Annotated in this window: 18 protein-coding genes and 1 pseudogene; 10 read left to right on the top strand and 9 right to left on the bottom strand. The window is 51.6% G+C overall.

What is annotated here, in order from left to right; genetic code table 11:
- Positions 1-4: 4 nt before the first annotated feature.
- Positions 5-349, bottom strand: a complete 345-nt coding sequence (locus A6301_RS04705) for a PTS lactose/cellobiose transporter subunit IIA (RefSeq protein WP_205540199.1) — start codon at positions 347-349, stop codon at positions 5-7.
- Positions 350-603: 254 nt separating this feature from the next.
- On the opposite strand from A6301_RS04705, the gene A6301_RS04700 reads away from it, so the two are divergent.
- From A6301_RS04700 to A6301_RS04680, 5 genes are all read left to right on the top strand, one after another.
- Positions 604-1,941, top strand: a complete 1,338-nt coding sequence (locus tag A6301_RS04700; protein WP_107168102.1) for a PTS sugar transporter subunit IIC — start codon at positions 604-606, stop codon at positions 1,939-1,941.
- A 24-nt stretch (positions 1,942-1,965) separates the two neighbouring features.
- Positions 1,966-3,402, top strand: a complete 1,437-nt coding sequence (locus A6301_RS04695) for a glycoside hydrolase family 1 protein (RefSeq protein WP_234257213.1) — start codon at positions 1,966-1,968, stop codon at positions 3,400-3,402.
- A gap of 38 nt (positions 3,403-3,440) precedes the next feature.
- A complete protein-coding gene (locus tag A6301_RS04690; protein WP_048262149.1) occupies positions 3,441-3,758 on the top strand; it encodes a PTS sugar transporter subunit IIB in 318 nt (105 codons plus the stop codon).
- 90 nt (positions 3,759-3,848) lie between these two features.
- A complete protein-coding gene (locus A6301_RS04685) occupies positions 3,849-4,616 on the top strand; it encodes an FCD domain-containing protein (RefSeq protein ID WP_103160671.1) in 768 nt (255 codons plus the stop codon).
- A 2-nt stretch (positions 4,617-4,618) separates the two neighbouring features.
- On the top strand, positions 4,619-5,071 hold the full coding sequence (locus A6301_RS04680; RefSeq protein ID WP_107168104.1) for a GNAT family N-acetyltransferase: 453 nt from the start codon (positions 4,619-4,621) through the stop codon (positions 5,069-5,071).
- Positions 5,072-5,474: 403 nt separating this feature from the next.
- Here the strand turns inward: A6301_RS04680 and A6301_RS04675 are convergent, their stop codons facing one another.
- A complete protein-coding gene (locus A6301_RS04675; RefSeq protein WP_075278326.1) occupies positions 5,475-7,130 on the bottom strand; it encodes a methyl-accepting chemotaxis protein in 1,656 nt (551 codons plus the stop codon).
- A 632-nt stretch (positions 7,131-7,762) separates the two neighbouring features.
- Between A6301_RS04675 and aas the strand changes: the two genes are divergently transcribed.
- From aas to A6301_RS04660, 3 genes are read left to right on the top strand one after another with little or no spacing between them, the layout of a single operon-like run.
- Positions 7,763-9,949: a bifunctional acyl-ACP--phospholipid O-acyltransferase/long-chain-fatty-acid--ACP ligase gene (gene aas, locus A6301_RS04670; RefSeq protein WP_215484609.1), complete on the top strand. Its 2,187-nt coding sequence runs from the start codon at positions 7,763-7,765 to the stop codon at positions 9,947-9,949.
- On the top strand, positions 9,946-11,169 hold the full coding sequence (lplT, locus tag A6301_RS04665; protein ID WP_205540194.1) for a lysophospholipid transporter LplT: 1,224 nt from the start codon (positions 9,946-9,948) through the stop codon (positions 11,167-11,169). The genes aas and lplT overlap by 4 nt, the downstream gene beginning before the upstream one ends.
- An 11-nt stretch (positions 11,170-11,180) precedes the next feature.
- Positions 11,181-11,636 (top strand): GNAT family N-acetyltransferase, encoded by a 456-nt coding sequence (locus A6301_RS04660; RefSeq protein WP_107168107.1) that lies wholly within the window; start codon positions 11,181-11,183, stop codon positions 11,634-11,636.
- A gap of 89 nt (positions 11,637-11,725) precedes the next feature.
- Here the strand turns inward: A6301_RS04660 and A6301_RS04655 are convergent, their stop codons facing one another.
- Positions 11,726-11,854 carry an entericidin A/B family lipoprotein gene (locus tag A6301_RS04655; RefSeq protein ID WP_234257238.1) on the bottom strand — a complete coding sequence of 43 codons (129 nt, stop codon included), beginning with the start codon at positions 11,852-11,854 and terminating at the stop codon, positions 11,726-11,728.
- A 230-nt stretch (positions 11,855-12,084) separates the two neighbouring features.
- Positions 12,085-12,654 (bottom strand): histidine phosphatase family protein, encoded by a 570-nt coding sequence (locus A6301_RS04650; protein ID WP_234257212.1) that lies wholly within the window; start codon positions 12,652-12,654, stop codon positions 12,085-12,087.
- Between the two features lie 582 nt (positions 12,655-13,236).
- Between A6301_RS04650 and A6301_RS04645 the strand changes: the two genes are divergently transcribed.
- Positions 13,237-13,566: a hypothetical protein gene (locus tag A6301_RS04645; RefSeq protein ID WP_107169986.1), complete on the top strand. Its 330-nt coding sequence runs from the start codon at positions 13,237-13,239 to the stop codon at positions 13,564-13,566.
- A 267-nt stretch (positions 13,567-13,833) separates the two neighbouring features.
- The gene (locus A6301_RS22455; RefSeq protein ID WP_325175441.1) at positions 13,834-13,998 is read left to right on the top strand and encodes a hypothetical protein; all 165 of its coding nucleotides are present in this window, start codon (positions 13,834-13,836) and stop codon (positions 13,996-13,998) included.
- Between the two features lie 658 nt (positions 13,999-14,656).
- On the opposite strand, the gene A6301_RS04635 is transcribed toward A6301_RS22455, so the two are convergent.
- From A6301_RS04635 to A6301_RS04615, 5 genes and pseudogenes are all read right to left on the bottom strand, one after another.
- Positions 14,657-14,923 (bottom strand): hypothetical protein, encoded by a 267-nt coding sequence (locus A6301_RS04635; RefSeq protein WP_234257211.1) that lies wholly within the window; start codon positions 14,921-14,923, stop codon positions 14,657-14,659.
- Between the two features lie 15 nt (positions 14,924-14,938).
- A complete protein-coding gene (locus A6301_RS04630) occupies positions 14,939-15,436 on the bottom strand; it encodes a hypothetical protein (protein WP_234257210.1) in 498 nt (165 codons plus the stop codon).
- A 72-nt stretch (positions 15,437-15,508) separates the two neighbouring features.
- Positions 15,509-15,658: pseudogene (locus A6301_RS04625) on the bottom strand (type II toxin-antitoxin system ParD family antitoxin); the annotation flags it as partial.
- A 231-nt stretch (positions 15,659-15,889) separates the two neighbouring features.
- On the bottom strand, positions 15,890-17,029 hold the full coding sequence (hemW, locus tag A6301_RS04620) for a radical SAM family heme chaperone HemW (protein ID WP_107169990.1): 1,140 nt from the start codon (positions 17,027-17,029) through the stop codon (positions 15,890-15,892).
- A complete protein-coding gene (locus tag A6301_RS04615) occupies positions 17,022-17,615 on the bottom strand; it encodes an XTP/dITP diphosphatase (RefSeq protein WP_107169991.1) in 594 nt (197 codons plus the stop codon). The genes hemW and A6301_RS04615 overlap by 8 nt, the downstream gene beginning before the upstream one ends.

Genomic DNA, 17,615 nt, shown 5'->3' with positions numbered 1-17,615 from the left:
TTTGTCAGTTTTGTGATGTAGCCATTTCTCGTCGTAATAAGACGATCTCTTCCGCCAAATCCCGACATAGCATGGCGGTCATCAGATGGTCCTGCGCATGCACCATGATCAGATTGACTGGCACCTTTCCTTCTCCTTCATCCAAACCGATCAGCCGTGTTTGCACGCGGTGAGCGGCACGAGCCGCTTCTTGTGACGCCGCGAGCAGATTGTCCGCCTGTTGCCATTCTCGCTGGCGTGAGGCTTGAATGGCCATCATGGCGTTTGAGCGCGCTTCACCCGCATTAATCAGCAGTTCCATCACGGTTTGTTCCATATCGAATGCAGGAACGTTTTCTATGTCTTTCATCGTCGGTTTCCTTCTTGTGGTCAGGAAAGCAGCCCATGTTGGCTGACAATTTATGGTATGCCAAAAATCACATTTTCATCATATTGGAATTCCAATATCGTCTTGTGAGAATCATGTCACAGAAAAATAATTCATTATGGTTGATTTTTGGTATGCCAAACGCGAAAGCGCGGTACCTGCATTTACCCTGCGCGTAACGGCCATCCCGCGTGCTACACGCGATATAACGATATGATGATCAAAGAGGTGGTGTTATGTCATTTAAGGACCAACTGATTGATTCATTGGGCTCCTTTGCCAATAAATTTAATAGCCTGCGTTACATTATGGCGATTAAGGCATCCTTTATTACGCTGATGCCGGTCATTATCGTCGGCGCGTTTTCCGTTCTGATCTCCAACATGGTGATGGACCCTAAAAATGGTCTGGCCAGTTTTCCCCTATTTTCGTTCCTGGCGGAGCTTAAGCCGATCATGAGCGGCATTAACTATGCCACGCTCAGCTTTCTGACTATCGGTGCTGTCTTTCTGATTGGTATTGAGCTTGGCAAGATTAATGGTTCACGCGGGCTGTTCCCCGGCCTGCTGGCGGTGATCTGTTTTATTGCCGTTACGCCAACTACGATTGAAATGGCCGTCAACGGGCAGATGATGGTGGTGAAAGACGTGCTGGCGAAGCAGTTTTCCGATACCAAAAGCCTATTTCTGGGGATGTTTATCGCCATTCTGTCTGTCGAGATGTATACCAAGCTGCAAAATGTCGATCGGCTACAGATTAAAATGCCGGACAGTGTGCCGTCCAACGTCGCGGCCTCTTTCTCCGCGCTGTTTCCTTCCATTATCACGGTGGTCGCTATCGCCACCTTTGGGTTTGTGTTTCACCGCCTGACGGGTATGTATCTGTATGACGCCGTTTATAAAGTTGTACAGCAGCCGCTGGAATCCGTGGTGCAGAGCTTGCCCGGTTTACTGGTGCTAATGTTTGTCGCTCAGTTGTTCTGGGTGATCGGCATTCACGGCAACCAAATGATTAAGCCGATTCGTGAACCGCTTCTGCTGGGGGCGATTGCCGTCAACATGACCGCGTTCGAGCAGGGGCATGAGATCCCGAACATTATCACTATGCCGTTCTGGGATGTGTACATGAGCATCGGTGGTTCCGGTCTGACCATTGGCCTGCTGATGGCGGTGATGATTGCGTCTAAACGCAAAGAGATGAAAGAGATTGCCAAAATCTCTTTTGGCCCCAGCGTGTTCAATATCAATGAACCGGTGATTTTTGGTATGCCGATTATGCTCAACCCGATTCTGGCTATTCCCTTCATTATCACACCGTTAGTGACCGGTACGATTGGTTATTTCGCCACCAGTATGGGGTTTGCCGGTAAAGCGGTGGTGATGGTGCCGTGGACGACGCCGCCAATCATCAACGCCTGGTTGTCGACGGCGGGCTCAATGGGGGCGGTTGCGACGCAGATTGTGTGCATCATCGTTGCGATGCTGATTTATCTGCCGTTTGTCAAAGTCGCCTCTCGCCGCGCCGAGTTAGCGCAGTTGGAAGCGGAAAAGCAGGCCGCAGCGGAAAAAGCCTGAAACGGACGAGAAGAGAGGTAACGCATGAGTAAGGTTTCACTGACTATTCCACCGGATTTTATTCTGGGCGCGGCGGCATCGGCATGGCAAACGGAAGGGTGGAGCGGCAAGAAAGCCGGGCAGGATTCCTATCTGGATCTCTGGTACAAGCAAGATCGTCAGGTCTGGCATAACGGGTATGGCCCGGCGAAAGCGACGGACTTCTTTAACCGCTATCGGGAAGATGTCGCGCTGATGAAGTTGGCGGGACTGACGCACTATCGTACGTCGATCAACTGGTCACGCTTCATGCTGGATTATGAGAAAGGTATCGTTGATGAGGAGTACGCCGCCTACATCGACAATCTGCTGGATGAAATGCACCGGCAGGGGATCGAACCGATGATCTGCCTTGAACATTATGAACTGCCCGCCTGCTTGCTGGAGAAGTATCAGGGCTGGTCATCAAAGCAGGTGGTGGAATGGTTTGTGCTGTATGCCGATGCCGTTTTCGCCCGTTATGCCGGAAAAGTGAAGCGTTGGTTTACCTTCAATGAGCCAATTGTGGTGCAGACGCGCGTTTATCTGGACGCGCTACGCTACCCTTATGAGCAGAACACGCACACGTGGATGCAGTGGAATCACCACAAGAATCTGGCGACGGCAAAAGTGGTGCAGCGGTTTCGGCAGCAAGGGTATGGCCGGGACGGCGGATCGATTGGTGTGATCCTCAATCCTGAAGTCACCTATCCACGATCCCGCGCGGCACATGATGTGAGAGCGGCACACCTTTACGATCTGTTTTATAACCGCGTCTTTCTCGATCCGGCGCTGAAAGGGGAATACCCGGCGGAACTGATCGCGCTACTGGCTCAGCACCAGGTGAACTGGGATTACACGGAAGAAGAGCTGGCGATCATTCGCGATAACACGGTCGATGAGGTAGGAATCAACCTGTATTACCCGCATCGGGTAAAAGCACCTAGCCGTGAATGGAACAAGGAGACGCCGTTCCATCCGGCTTATTACTACGAGCATTTTGAGCTGCCGGGACGTCGCATGAACACCTCCCGTGGCTGGGAGATCAATCCCAAAATCATTTACGACATGGCGAAACGCATAGCGCGCGACTACGGCAATGCGCCGTGGTTTGTGGCAGAAAACGGTATCGGTATCGAGAATGAGGCGCGCTTTAAAGACGATACGGGCGTGATTCAGGACGATTACCGCATCGCATTTATTGCTGAACACCTTTACTGGACGTTGAAGGCGAAAGAAGAAGGGGCAAACTGCCGAGGCTACATGCTGTGGGCGTTTACCGATAATGTTTCGCCAATGAACGCGTTTAAAAACCGCTACGGATTGATCGAAATCGATCTGGAACAGGATCGGCAACGAAGACCGAAAAAATCTGCCGGTTGGTTTCGTCAGCTACACGACACGCGTCGGCTTGAATTGACGCTGGATGATGAAGAGAAATAAGAGAAATAGACGCAGATAACCAAAATGAGGAATGGAATATGAAAAGAATCGTACTGGCCTGTTCGGCAGGCATGTCGACCTCACTGGTGGTCACTAAAATGGAGAAGGAAGCGGAAGCGCGGGGAATGGCATTTAAGATCTACGCGATCCCGGAACAAAATTTGCGGGATGAATTGCAGGAGTTCGGCAGCGATATTATCGCGGTTCTATTAGGGCCGCAGGTACGCTTCAAACTTAACGAAAATAAAAAGCTAACGGATAGCTATCAGATCCCTATCGCGGTGATCGACCCTGTCGCCTACGGCACATTAAATGGTGCAAAAGTACTGGATCAGGCGCTGAGTTTGGTAGACTAATGTCCCGCCGCGACGTCAGTACGCGTGAGGATAAATTAGTGCGGACATCAGGGCCGCACTCAGGGTGGCCAGTGTATGTAGGGTGAAAGCGTGGCGAAGGATGTGGTTCTGCAAGAAAAGAAGCAATATCAGGAAATTGGCTGTGATTTGCGCCAAAAGATTCAATCAGGGGACTACCCCGTCGGATCGCGCCTGCCTCCTGAACGAAATATTGCGGAAACCTATGGCGTTAGCCGCACGATAGTGCGCGAAGCGCTGCTGATGCTTGAGCTGGAAGGCACGGTTGATATTCGTCAGGGGTCTGGGGTTTATGTCCTGCGTATTCCCGATGAAGATGACGCGGCAGACAGCGCCAAGAATCATATTGGCGCGTTTGAAATGCTACAGGCGCGCCAACTGCTGGAAAGCAACATCGCGGCGTTTGCGGCACGCATGGCAACGAGAGCGGATATCGAAAACCTGCGTAAAACGCTAGAGCAAGAGCAGGCTGCAATTGCCGGAAAAGATTACCGCGGCGATTTCGATCGCTTGTTCCACCTGCAAATTGCGGGGGCGACGCAAAACCAGATGCTGCTGGAAACGGTCAGCAATATCTGGGCGTGTCGTGACGATAACGCGCTCTGGCAGCAGCTTTACACCCATGTTGGCACGCAGGGCTATCGCCTGAAATGGTTGGCGGATCATCAAGCTATTCTGGCCGCGCTGCGGCGTCGCGATGTGTCCGGCTCTTATCAGGCGATGTGGCAACACCTTGAAAATGTCAAAAATACGCTGATGGAAATCTCTGACGCTGACGCGCCGGAGTTCGACGGCTATTTGTTTGATTCTGTACCGATTTTTCAAGGGAAACTGGTCTAGTTATGGCGGACATCGTTTATCTGGCAGATCATCCCCAGCATCAGGAGCAGGTGATCGACTGGATATGGCAGGCTTTCGGTAGCCAGAACAGCCGTGAATTCTTTGCCAGTGTGGTGCGCAATAGCCTGAATCCTGCGGCGCTGCCGCTGACGTTTATCGCGTTGGATGGCGATCGTTTAGTCGGGACGGTGGGGCTCTGGCGCTGTGATTTAATCAGCCGACAGGACCTGACGCCCTGGCTGGCGTCGTTGTATGTGGAAGAAAGTTATCGCGATAAAGGGCTGGGCGTGGCGCTGCAACGGCACGTAATAGATTTCTGCCGTCGCGCGGGATTTGATGACCTTTACCTGTACGCCACGTTTAGCGGCTATTACGAAAACCACGGCTGGCATTACATCGGCGAGGGATTGGACTACCCGGACAAAACGGTGCGGCTGTATCACCAGCCGCTGTAGGCGGTCCCTTCGTCTTAGTCATGTTTCTATGCAAATTCAGAGGCAGTTTCGAGCGCTATACTGCTGGCATGCCTATGGCAGGTTTTGCTGTTATCTGGCGTAAAAATTATGCATCGGTGGGTTTGGCCGCCGAGTGAGCGGCATGGACGCCGCGAAAGCCAGTGCCGCGTCGGGAACGCGTCACTGGCGGCTCGGTTAGCGGTCAAGAACACTGATGGAACCGCGTAGCGGCATAATTTAGCCGTAAGCCTGGGGTCACGGGGCGAGCGGCGTTTGAGCCGTCCCGTGTCGGGCGCGTGCTACGGGGTAGCATGAAAATAACGGTACTATCGCGCACGAAACTACCTCTGAATTTGCATAGAAAAATGACTAAGAGATAGCAGGCCGAGAAGTATCGGGAGAATCAGAACGATGTCCAGTCTCCCTCACTGGCAGAGACACCGCTCTTACCCGGTGCGGCTAGCGCAGGTTGCAGGGCTAACGAAGGCGCTGCCGCTGGCGTACGGGCGATCTGATGGCTGTTGCCTAAACGGAACTGGCTGACCGTCTCCGCCAACTGTGCGGCCTGCTGTTGTAGAGACTGCGTAGCGGCCGACGCTTCGTTCACCAGTGAGGCATTCTGCTGGGTGGTCACTTCCATCTGGTTCACCGCGACGTTTACCTGCTCAATGCCCATCGTTTGTTCGTTGCTGGCAGAGCTGATCTCTCCGACCAGATCGCTGACTTTGCGCACGCCATTGACGATGTCCTGTATCGATGTGCCCGCTTGTACCACCAATCGGTTGCCCGCTTCCACGGTTTGAACAGAGCGATCGATCAACTCCTTAATCTCTTTAGCCGCAGAGGCGCTGCGTTGTGCCAGACTGCGTACTTCACTGGCGACCACGGCGAAACCGCGGCCTTGCTCACCTGCCCGTGCGGCTTCTACGGCGGCATTCAGCGCCAGGATGTTGGTCTGGAACGCGATGCTATCGATGACGCCGATGATATCGACGATTTTCTTCGATGAAGAGTCGATCGCGCCCATCGTTTCCACCACTTCCGTCACCAGTTGCCCACCTGACTGCGCTTGCTGCGTGGTCGATTGTGCCAACTGATTGGCCTGACGCGCGTTATCGGCATTTTGCTTTACCGTCGCGCTTAACTGCTCAATAGAGGCAGCGGTTTCCTGTAGTGCACTGGCCTGTTCTTCCGTGCGGCTGGAAAGATCGATATTGCCCGCGGCAAGCTGTGAAGAAGCACCGGCGATGGATTCAGATCCTTGACGAACTTCGCCAACAATAGAGCGCAGACGCACGGTCATATCTTGCAGGGCGTGCAGCAATTGCGCGGCTTCATCACGCCCTTCAGGCTGCACGTTGTGCGTGAGATCGCCCGCCGCGACGGCTTGCGTAGCCTGTACGGCGCGCGACAGTGGCTGCACGATACTGCGGGTGAGCACCCAGGCGATCAGAACGCCGATGATGGCGCTCAGTGCGCCTGTGATAGCAAGGATGAGATCGCCACGGCTTGCGCCAGTGTTAATGTCTTGTCCCATTTTATCGATGCTGGCGCGCTGGTGGTCGCGCAGTGCTTCCACACTTGCCAGATAGCCATTGGAAGCGGGAACGAATTCATCATCGAACAGTGCTCTGGCGCGATCGAAGTTACCCGCGCCTTTCTCCGTGATAATCGCATCGCGCTTTTTGATGTAGGACTGACGATATTCGCCAACTTTGTCGAATAAGGCTTTTTCTTCTGGCGTAGAGATCAGGCTGGCAAAATCTTCCTGTCGTTTACCGCTTTCTTTACTGGCGCGGGTGTTTTCGGCAGCAAATAGCTCAACCAGCGAGTCGTCATTACTGCGTGCTACCGCCATACTGCGCTGAACCCCCGCGACAAGCGTGGCATGCCAGTCAGATGCCAGCCTTTCCTTGCGCAGCGGTTCTTGCATCATCTGTTGTGTACTGCTGGATACCTGGTTAAGTTGGTAAATACCGCTGGTCAGCATCGCCAACGAAAGCGCAATAAGTAGGCCAAAGCCACCGGCCAGTCGGGTACCTATTTTGTAGTTCTTCATTATTCGTTACACACACCTGGTTAAATTCAGCGTCTGCCCCATGCAGACTCCGCGATCCTACTCCTCACTTTCTGATTGATTCTGTTGAAAAAGTGGACTAACACCCCTGTGTTTGAGTGGTCATTTACCGATAAAAAATCAGGAAATGTGATCGGGCGGGAAAAAGGTGAAAAAGCGGAATCGGAGAGAAAAGGAACCTTTAGGGGTAAATAGCGGCATTTATCTGGCGAAAAGGCGCTGAGAAGGCGGTTGCCTTACATGATTCGCTAGAATTTTACAGTTGGTTGCACTTATAGAATAACTCTTTCGATTCATCGCTGGTGAAGATAAGTGGCGATCCTTAGAGTAACAAGTCCCAGAGGTATTGATTGGTGATATATCGATGTACTCTGTACATTGAAATCATTTGATTACACCAACCTACGCGGATGCGTAGGTTTTTTTTTGCCTGAATTCCCGCTTTCGCTATCCCCTACGTGATTAATGCTATGTGAATGATGTGCCGACGGCAATCTTCGCGTTAAGCCGTATATCCGTCGCTTGAAGTCTGATGAGTATGTAGTATTTTGACGTATCGCTCGGTGGTTTGTGCCTCAGCAAGCTACCCGTTTATCTGTCTATTGGGAGAAGGCATGATTTATACCCTGTTACGTTGGGTGTTCCAGCGTCTGTACCGCATCCGGATCGAGGGCGACAGCAGCCAATTCCAGCAATCCAAATTGCTCATCACCCCCAATCACGTCTCTTTTCTTGATGGTGTTCTGCTGGCGTTATTCTTACCGATAAAACCCGTCTTTGCCGTGTATTCCTCCATTTCCGATCGCTGGTTTATGCGCTGGTTGAAGCCTTATATCGATTTTGTGCCGTTAGATCCGACTAAACCTCTGGCGATCAAGGGGTTGATCAAAGTGATTGAACGCGGCCAGCCTGTTGTCGTTTTCCCGGAAGGGCGTATTAGCGTCACCGGTTCGTTGATGAAGATTTACAGCGGTGCGGCGTTTGTCGCCGCGAAATCAGGGGCAACGATCATCCCCGTGCGTATCGATGGTGCCGAGTTCACGCCGTTTGGTCGACTGGCGGGCGTATTTAAACGCCGCTGCCTCCCGCAGATTACGATCACCTATTTGCCGCCGACCACGTTGCCGATGCCGGAAGCCAGCAGTGCCAGAGAACGCCGTGCGCTGGCCGGTGAACGCTTGCACCAGATTATGATGAAGGCGCGAATGGAAACGCGTCCGCAACATACGCTGTATCAGGCCTTTCTGGCGGCGAGAACCCGCTACGGGCGGCATTCCGCCAGTATTGCGGATATCTCATTCAATGAAGACAGCTATCAAGGTTTATTGAAAAAATCGCTGGGTGTCTCGCGCATTTTACAGCGCTTCACCCGCGCCGATGAGCATGTCGGTATGCTGTTGCCGAATGCGACCATCACTGCGGCATCCATTCTGGGTGCATCGCTGCGTAACCGCATTCCCGCCATGCTGAACTACACGGCGGGCGCGAAAGGGCTACAAAGTGCGATGAAAGCGGCAGGGATCAAAACGATCGTCACGTCTCGCCAGTTTCTTGAAAAAGGTAAGTTAACGGATCTGCCGAAGCAGGTCAGCGAGGCCAACTGGGTTTATCTGGAAGATTTGAAAGACACCGTGACGCTGGTCGATAAGCTGTGGATTTTGTTTCATCTGCTGTTTCCTGCCCGCGCGATGCTGCCGCAGAAACCTGATGATGCAGCCATCGTGCTGTTTACTTCGGGCTCCGAGGGGAATCCGAAAGGCGTGGTGCATTCCCACGACAGCCTGTTGGCAAATGTCGAACAGATTCGCACCGTAGCGGATTTCACGCCGCGCGACCGCTTTATGTCCGCGCTGCCGCTGTTCCATGCGTTTGGCCTGACGGTGGGTCTGTTAACACCGTTGATGACGGGCGCACGCGTGTTTCTTTACCCCAGTCCGCTGCACTATCGCATCGTGCCGGAGCTGGTTTACGACCAGAACTGTACCGTGCTGTTTGGTACGTCTACGTTTTTAGGCAACTATGCACGCTTCGCCCATCCGTATGATTTTGCTCGTTTGCGCTATGTCGTGGCTGGCGCGGAGAAGCTGTCGGAAACGACGCGTCAGGTCTGGCAGGACAAATTTGGTATCCGCATCCTGGAAGGGTATGGCGTGACCGAATGTGCGCCAGTGGTGGCAATCAACGTGCCGATGGCGACCAAGATCCATTCTGTCGGCCTGCTGTTACCGGAAATTGAATCGCGTTTGATTACGGTGCCGGGCATCACGCGCGGTGGTCGTCTGCAACTGCGTGGGCCGAATATCATGAAAGGGTATCTGCGGGTGGAAAACCCCGGCGTACTCGAAGCGCCTGCGGCAGAAAATGCGGAAGGCGAATTGCAGCAGGGTTGGTATGACACTGGCGATATTGTGGAACTGGACGAAAGAGGATTCTGCACCATCATCGGCCGTGTGAAGCGGTTTGCCAAGCTGGCAGGGGAGATGGTCTCGCTCGAAAGCGTGGAACAACTGGCGGTGAAGGTGTCGCCGGAGGCGCAGCATGCTGCGAGTGCGAAAAGCGACAGCAGCAAAGGTGAGGCGCTGGTGCTGTTTACCACAGACAGCCAAATAACTCGTGATGTGCTGCTTGCACAAGCCCGCCGCAGCGGTGTACCAGAACTGGCAGTACCGCGCGATATTCGCTATGTGAAAGCGTTACCGTTACTCGGCAGTGGTAAGCCTGATTTTGTTACGCTGCGCCATATGGCTGAAGAGTCGAGCGCTGAAAAAAACCTTACTCAAGCGTCGGAGCCTAGTGCATGAGTCGACAGACTGAACCCGCGACGCCTTTGCTGTCGCGCAGTATGAGCGCGGTGATTATCGCGCAGTTCTTCTCCGCGTTTGGTGATAACGCGTTGCTGTTTGCCACGTTAGCATTGATTAAACAGCTGGTGTATCCCGACTGGAGCCAGCCGTTTTTGCAGATGGGGTTTGTGGCTGCCTACATCGTTTTAGCACCGTTTGTCGGGCAAATAGCGGATAGCTTTGCCAAAGGGCGGGTGATGATGTTCGCCAATACACTGAAACTGGCGGGCGCACTGCTCATTTGCGTAGGCGGTAATCCGTTTCTGGGATACACGCTGGTGGGCATTGGTGCCGCCGCGTATTCCCCCGCGAAATACGGCATTCTGGGTGAGATCACACGTGGCGATCAGTTGGTAAAAGCCAACGGTTTGATGGAAGCCTCGACCATTGCAGCGATTCTGACTGGCTCTGTCGCAGGGGGCGTGCTGGCAGACTGGAATATTTACGGGGCGCTGTCAGTTTGCGCGGTGGCTTACGGCGTAGCGCTGGGGGCGAATATGCTGATCCCACATCTCAACGCCGCGCGTCCAGGGCAGCCGTGGCATCCGGTACAGATGGCGGGCAGCTTCTTTTCTGCCTGTCGGGTGCTGTGGCGTGATGGCGATGCTCGGCTTTCGTTGATCGGCACCAGCATGTTCTGGGGCGCGGGTGTAACGCTGCGCTTTCTGCTGGTTCTGTGGGTGCCACATGCGCTTGGGATTACCGATAACGCGACGCCGACGCTGCTTAATGCAATGGTCGCCGTTGGGATCGTGCTGGGAGCGGGTGGCGCAGCCAAACTGGTGACGCTTGATAACGTACGGCGCTGCTTGCCTGCGGGGTTCTTGATCGGCGTGGTGGTGGTGATTTTCACGCTTCAGCATAATCTTATGAGTGCTTATTCTCTGCTGATTCTGCTAGGGGCGCTCGGTGGGTTCTTTATTGTCCCGCTCAATGCACTGTTGCAGGAACGTGGGAAGGCCAGCGTCGGCGCGGGTAATGCAATCGCCGTACAGAATCTGGGTGAAAACGGCGCTATGCTGCTCATGCTGGGGCTCTATTCTCTGGTGGTGAAACTGGGCGTCTCGGTTATCGCGATCGGGATAGGCTTTGGCGTTTTGTTTGCGTTGTCGATTGCGCTGCTGTGGGTATGGCTGATTCTGGCTAAGCGTCGTGCGCGCTCTGCCAGTGCAGAATAGGAAGGGTGAAAATGAGTCTGATATGGCATGACTGGAATGTGACAGACCTTAATGTGTATGCACTGCATGACATACTGGCGTTGCGCAGTCAGGTATTTGTAGTGGAGCAAACCTGCCCCTATCTGGATATTGATGGTCGCGATCTGGTGGAAGGCAATCGCCATATTGCGGCATACCGCGACGGTAAGCTGGCCGCCTATGCCCGGCTGCTCGCGCCGCATCCGAACAATGATGTGGTAACGATTGGGCGGGTGATTGTCGCGCCGCACGCCCGCGGACAACATCTGGGGCATCAGCTCATGGAACACGCGCTGATTGCCTGCGCACGTCACTGGCCGCAAAAGCATCTTTTCCTGTCTGCGCAGGCCCATCTGCAAACGTTCTACGGCGCGTTTGGCTTTGTGCCGACCGGTGAGGTATACGACGAAGACGGCATTCCGCACATTGATATGCTGTCGGCGTTCTGAGGGATATTATTCGGTCGTGAAAGGGATTGGGGCGCAGCGTAAAGAAAAAACCGGCATAGTGATTGCCGGTTTTTTTATCTGGCGGTGAATTAGCTGGCTGCGTGGGAAATTTTACTCCCTAGTTTCTGCACATCTTCGCCAAAGCCGCGCGTGGTATTGCAGCCGCTCAATGTTGCAGTGACCAGCAGCGCTACTGCGATTGTTGTTATACGTTTCATCATCGTTACCCGCAGGTGGTTGATAAACAGAGCGTGATAGGTTTCTACTGTGTCATAACCGCAGGTAAAAATTCAATCCGTGTATGGCCTGAACTGGCTGATATTGTTTGAGATTATGTTGCTGCCTATGCGTAGTAGCTCAGGTCTGAATTGGCTCTGTTGCTGCACAGAGCTAAACCTAATCTGGCAGGTCGCTTTGTGGTAGTGGTGGAAATACATTGTATATGTATTTAAGGTTTTACTTGCAGAAGTTTGTAAACGCCGACGTTCCAGTACTCTCTTCCCTGGCGACAGCCTTCTATACAACCCAACGATATGAGTTCTCTTGCAATAAGCCGATTCATAACGCCGTGTCCCATCAGCAACACGGGACGATTTGATTTTTTAGCATGATTTACCAGTAATTCTGCGGCCTTGAAAGCACGTTTTTTTGCCATTCCTAAGCTCTCAGCCCTATTTGACATGCCACAGAGCCACATGACACGAAAAAAAACTGTCCAGTATGTGGGGGGTAACTTAATGCCATGTATCCTGATTAAAGGTAGGTCAGCTTCCCTGAACACGTCGTCAATGATGTCTGGTTCACATCCGAGCGCACTTAAAGAAGAAAGTGCTCTTGGCAGAGGGCTACTGATTATCAGCGATGCTTTGGATACCATTGATTTGCTTGATTCTGGAGGCATATCGCTGCCCGTATCCGAAAGATTGTATTGTGCAACCCATTCAGACATTTCATCGCAAGTCACTTTCGGATTGCCAGTGTAAGTGGGCTTTCCATGACGCATCAAAATAATTTCCATATATTGCTTCTTGTTTATCGTTTATCGGTCTCGCAGATTAATGCGTTGAAGCGATGATGTTATACCACCATTTTTTGAATTGACCATACAGGTTGCGAGAGTCCAGAGGATGCCGGACAAAATCGGCTGAAAGTACCACAATATTTTTAAATAGCTCATAGCAGACCTGATAGGCCCTTGGTTTTGGCCGCTACGTATTAGAAACCGAATCTCATGACATAGAGCGCTTACTTATATACGATGAAAACAACCAATATATATCCGTCATACTTCAAGTTGCATGTGCGTTGGCTGCGTTCACATACTCGGCCCGTCGTGGGCCTCGACCTGAAGGGCCGCTGCAAGCAGCGTTCAAATCTGCACCTACCCGAATCACTTACCTGAGTAAACTCATTGGGATGGAATGAGAGACATCCTGTCTCTCACCGAAGGCCAGCCATTGGCTGGTCAAATTCGTTCCCGACGAATTTGTCCTTCTCTTGCCGCCTGCCTGAAACTCGAATTATTTAGGGTATAGATATAGTCACTTGGTTTATAAACAGGTTTACCGACAACAAGAATCAATAACTTAGGAGTAATTACGTGGCATTCGAGATTAGAAAAGAAGATAAAATTATTGGTGTTTCTGAATTAGAGTTTGGCGATCCCCCTATGGGCATAGTTCATGGAGCTTTTATACCTACTCAGTTTTATTCACCAAATGCTGATAAAACGGGATGTAAACTATTCATTAAAGGGATAGATGAAGAAATAGCTAATGGTTTCATCGCTATCGAAGATTATTCAGAAGAACTGGATGAAACATTTATTGAGGTGACAATTTTAATAAATTCCGCTGATGATTATAGAAAATACTTTAAAAATCATTTGGATGTATATGAAAACCAATTTGGTAATCAGCGAGCAGTATGAGTATCCATCAAGTGTCTAGCTATTGATTAATGCAGAAGCTGGCTTGTGATAAAAAGAGAAATGTGTATTAAATCCAGCTTTCGCACCTCGCTCATACCAGACCTTCAATCCGACTCGAACGACGGCTTTGTGCCAGAAGTGGAAGTTAGTGCATTAGGTCAATAAAATATTTTCTTATAAATAGTAATTAGTTAGTCAAAGGTTTTTAAAACAGGGTTGAAATTCAGTGATAGATTCATCAGACCAAAGATAAATTGGAGATGATCAATGTTCTACATTTCAGAAGTTAATAAAGATGATGCTGAGTTGGGCTGTCTGGTGGGTGAGCTTGATGCTTTTCAACGTGAGCTTTATCCAGTCGAAAGTGATCATTGTCTGGATTTTTCCACTGTCAGTGATGAGAAACTGCGCTGTGTCATTGCAAGAGATTAGCATGGAATTCCAACAGGGTTGCGGCGCTTTGCTCTTTCAGGAAGGTGGCTTTGGTGAGGTGAAGCGGGTCTACATTCGCCCAGAGTTTAGGGGCCGTAAACTAGGATAGAGGTCGTTGCATCTCTTGAAAATCTTGCGCTAAGTAATGCTTGCTACCAATTACGCCTTGAAACAGGTATTCATCAGCAAGTAGCTATAGCTCTATATCGCCGATGCGGATATGTTGTTTGTGAGGCTTTTCCCCCTTACATCGCAGATCCACTAAGTGTTTTCATGTGCAAGAATATACAACCAATTCATAAAGCAAAGTAGGCACTCTAGTTACCAGCCTTAATAGCGAGTCGCTATGTCCGCTGTCGCTCATTACAGCCAGTCAGATGTGATTGTGTTCTGTCCGCGAAAAACGGTCAGTTAAAGTCTGAGCTAATGCAGCTCATGGCCGCTGGAGGTGCCGCACAATGTCCTGCGACGAATGAAGTATTCTGACAATAATGACGCTATCTGTTTCGTACAGAAAAAATAGCGTATGTCTGACGACGGAAATGAGTACAAGCCCTGCTCAAGCACCTTACGTTCAAGGCCTATCTTGTTGCGTCTGCTTGATATAAAAGGGAAGCAACTCGAAATTAAGGCTGTGAACGTTGCAAAAAGGGTTTTGTTAAATCTCGTGCAATTCACGCACAAGACGACCTTTCAATTTTCTGCGTAGCAAGGTAGAAGAAGAATGTTTTTTACCATCAGTAAGGCTGGCTTTAAGGCCATGCAGATGTGCCTCAGCGTTGATAGAGTGAGTTTGCAACTCTGCAGAAACTAACGCCTGTAACACTTTCTTCTCACCATTGATAAGAGGGAGAAGCATGGAGCGTTCGCGATTATTATAATACGACATAGCAGGCTCTCCCCTCTGTAACTGTTTTGTACGCATGTAAATCTTCAGGTATCAGTGGTCGCGGAGTTTTTTTGGCAACCCTGTACGTTCATTATAGCGCGGTTCATTTTTTAACCCAAGCATATAGTCATACGTTTCTTCCAAGGGAGTGCGGCGACCGACATCAACCACTCCACCTGATGCGGCCTGGAAAACGAAACCACCAATGTTAAATTTCTCAAAGTGTGCGATTAACGCCAACGAGACCGTTTGCAAAACGACAGCACTCCCTAATCCCTCAAAACTGACGTGACGAAAATCGGCCAAATCATTGCCGTCGAAGACGTCAAAATAAACTTCTGCCATTCCGTTAACCGGGAATGGAACACCAGTCGGCATTTTGTACCCAATTCGAGCAAAAGTCGGTTCGTTAGCCAAGCTACCAACGATGACCGTATATACTTCGTTACCAGCAACAAAAACGTAGCTGTGGTGAACACGACGATCATAGACGAACCTTTTTCGCCTCATGCCATAATCACTGAGAAAAACCTCTTCTTCTATACGCACTTATCGTCCTTTGAGAAGTATTTTAAGTTATGGGTACTCTTTGTTCTGTACTTATCAGATTGTGTCAAATCACTCCTGAAAGACCGTCAGGTCTGACTCCGCCTGTTTTTCCCGTAGCATTCTCTGCGCTTCCCGAATGACTTCACTTTGCGTGCGGTAATCGCCTGATTTCACGTAATGGTGAAGTTCATCGCCAAGGTTAATTGTCATGGTTCTGACCATCATGCCTCCGGTTCTCAGATGTAAGATTTGTTCTTATCAGAAGCCTGTAGCGTACTTAACGATGACATCGTCTTCTAGTACAAGGAAAAAGGATTTCCGCACCGCGTACAAGCGGTGCTTGATGGGAAAGGGAGGCGGTTCGCAACAAACGTTGTAAAAGTTGCAAAAAGAGAACCAGAAGGGGAAAGTGTGGGCAGATTTACCAGAGAAAACGTGCCTACTTGATTGTTGCTATTCCTCCGCCAAAAACAGCTCCAGCAGGGAATTCAGAAACAGTTTACCGTGTTCGGTGATTTGCCAGTGCGTGGCGGTTTCCGTCAGGTAACCTTGCGTCAGCGCCTGATCCAACTGTGAGCGGATGCTGTGCTCTTCCAGACCGGTATAGGCCGTGAAATCCGCACGCGGGGCGGCTTCCAGCAGGCGAAAACGGTTCATGAAAAACTCAAAAGGCCGATCGTCGTTGGCGACATCGTGCTGCTTATCCAGATACGTGCCCTGCATATAGCCACGCGGATGGCGAACTTTTACCGTGCGCAGAATGCGACCATCGCTGAAGGTCAGCTTGCCGTGCGCCCCGCAGCCAATTCCCAAATAATCACCGAAACGCCAGTAGTTCAGGTTGTGCTGGCACTGGTAGCCCGGCTTGGCATACGCGGAGGTTTCATACTGCTGGTAACCGGCCGCGCTCAGCAGTGCGTGACCTTGCTCGTAGATGTCCCACAGCGCATCGTCGTCCGGCAGCGTTGGCGGGCGTGAGCTAAACAGCGTATTAGGTTCGATGGTCAACTGATACCACGATAAATGCGGCGGATTGAGCACAATGGCCTGACGCAGGTCGTCCAGCGCTTCGTCCAGCGACTGATCCGGCAGGCCGTGCATCAGATCCAGATTAAAGCTACGCAATTTCAGCCCCGTCGCCAGCTGTGCGGCGCGCTTGGCCTCGTCCGGGCCGTGAATACGCCCAAGACGCGTCAGCTTTTGCGGATCGAAGCTCTGCACACCGATGGAGATACGGTTAATCCCCGCACGCTGATAACCGCTGAAGCGGTCGGCTTCAACCGTACCGGGATTGGCTTCCATCGTAATTTCGGCATCCGGCGTTAGCGGAATACGCGCGCGAACGCCGTCGAGCAACGCCTGCATCGCTTCTGCGCTCAGTAGGCTAGGCGTGCCACCACCGATAAAAATCGAGTGCAGTGCACGGCCACCCGTCAGCGGCAAATCGGCATCCAGATCCGCCAGCAGATGATCGACATATTCCTGATGCGGCACATCGCCTTTTAGTGCATGCGAGTTGAAGTCGCAATACGGGCATTTCTGTACGCACCACGGAATATGAATGTACAGGCTGAGCGGGGGAAGCTTAAGCATTGCGTAGCGTATCCAACAGCAGGCGCAGCGCCTGACCACGATGGGACTGTGCGTTCTTCTCTTCACGCGTTAATTCTGCTGCTGTTTTACCCAGCTCAGGGACGAAGAAGATCGGGTCATAGCCAAAGCCACCGCTGCCCACGGCTTCATGCGTCAGCACACCCTGCCAACTGCCGTGGCAGACAATCGGTGTCGGGTCTTCCGCGTGGCGCAGATACACCAGCACGCAGTGAAAGCTGGCGCGCCGCTCTTCATCCGGTACGTCTTTTAAGGTCAGTAGCAGCTTATCCAGATTTTGCTGGTCGCTGGCTTCTGCACCCGCGTAGCGCGCCGAGTAAATGCCCGGTGCGCCGCCCAATGCATCGACAGCCAGCCCGGAATCATCGGCAATGGCCGGTAACCCTGTAATTTGCGCCGCATGACGTGCTTTCAGGATGGCGTTTTCGATGAAGGTCAGGCCGGTTTCTTCGGCAGAATCCACGCCGAGTTCAGTTTGAGCCACAATATCCAGACCGAAATCGGCCAGCAAGCTGGCGAGCTCGCGCACTTTACCGGGGTTTCCGGTAGCCAAAACCACTTTTTGCAT

The organism is Pectobacterium sp. IFB5596 (assembly GCF_021432585.1).
Taxonomy (GTDB): Bacteria; Pseudomonadota; Gammaproteobacteria; order Enterobacterales; family Enterobacteriaceae; genus Pectobacterium; species Pectobacterium punjabense.
Note: the sequence above shows the minus strand (reverse complement) of the source record. Positions and strands in the feature narration are given on the sequence as shown.